This window comes from Desemzia sp. FAM 23989, assembly GCF_045528345.1.
Classification (GTDB): Bacteria; Bacillota; Bacilli; order Lactobacillales; family Carnobacteriaceae; genus Desemzia.
In genome coordinates this window covers 1-656 of sequence record NZ_JBGQQT010000060.1, presented here as the reverse complement: position 1 = coordinate 656, position 656 = coordinate 1, and the positions used below count along the sequence as shown (strand labels likewise).

The window sequence follows — 656 nt, the reverse complement described above, 5'->3', positions numbered from 1 at the left end:
ATCTCCAGATAGTTACTATTTAAAACAAAAGCATGTTATATAAAATTGAACCGCCGTATACCGAACGGTACGTACGGTGGTGTGAGAGGACGGTAAATAAATTAATTATTTACCTCCTACTCGATTATGAGTTCCTTTTAACTCCTTCCACGACTGAGAATGGACCTTATATATATAAACTGCTAAATTTTTTTGTAACAGTCTTTTTGGCTCCAGTTGCGGAAGAACTTTATTTTCGAGGGTATTTAATTAATCGGTTAGGAACTAAGAGAAAACTAATGAGTGCTGTAATGATTAGTTCTTTGCTGTTTTCTTTATTACATGTTGAAAGCTTCTTTTTACCTCAGTTTTTTAGTGGAATGATCTATGGTTTGTTGTATATTAAAACACAAAAATTAGTGTTTCCGATGATAATACATTCTTTCCATAACTTCTTAGCGGGACTCCCATTACTTTTGCCTGAAACAGAAGTGCAAATCAGTCAATTACCATCTTTACAAACTATAGAAAATGTTTTTCAGATCGGCTCTCACTAGTGTTGCATAAATATAGTCAGAATATTCTGAATTATTATTTTCTTGAAAAAAGTAAAAAAAATCGAATGCTTACGCAAAGGATGACTATTTCCAGAAAATTTTGCTTATTTAGCTGATTCC

Annotated in this window: 1 protein-coding gene; it reads left to right on the top strand. The window is 32.3% G+C overall.

The window, feature by feature from the left end; translation table 11 throughout:
* The first annotated feature begins 32 nt into the window (after nucleotides 1-32).
* Entirely contained in the window at nucleotides 33-536 is a 504-nt protein-coding gene (locus tag ACEN36_RS13025; RefSeq protein WP_407126901.1) for a CPBP family intramembrane glutamic endopeptidase, read from the top strand.
* The last annotated feature ends 120 nt before the right edge of the window (nucleotides 537-656 follow it).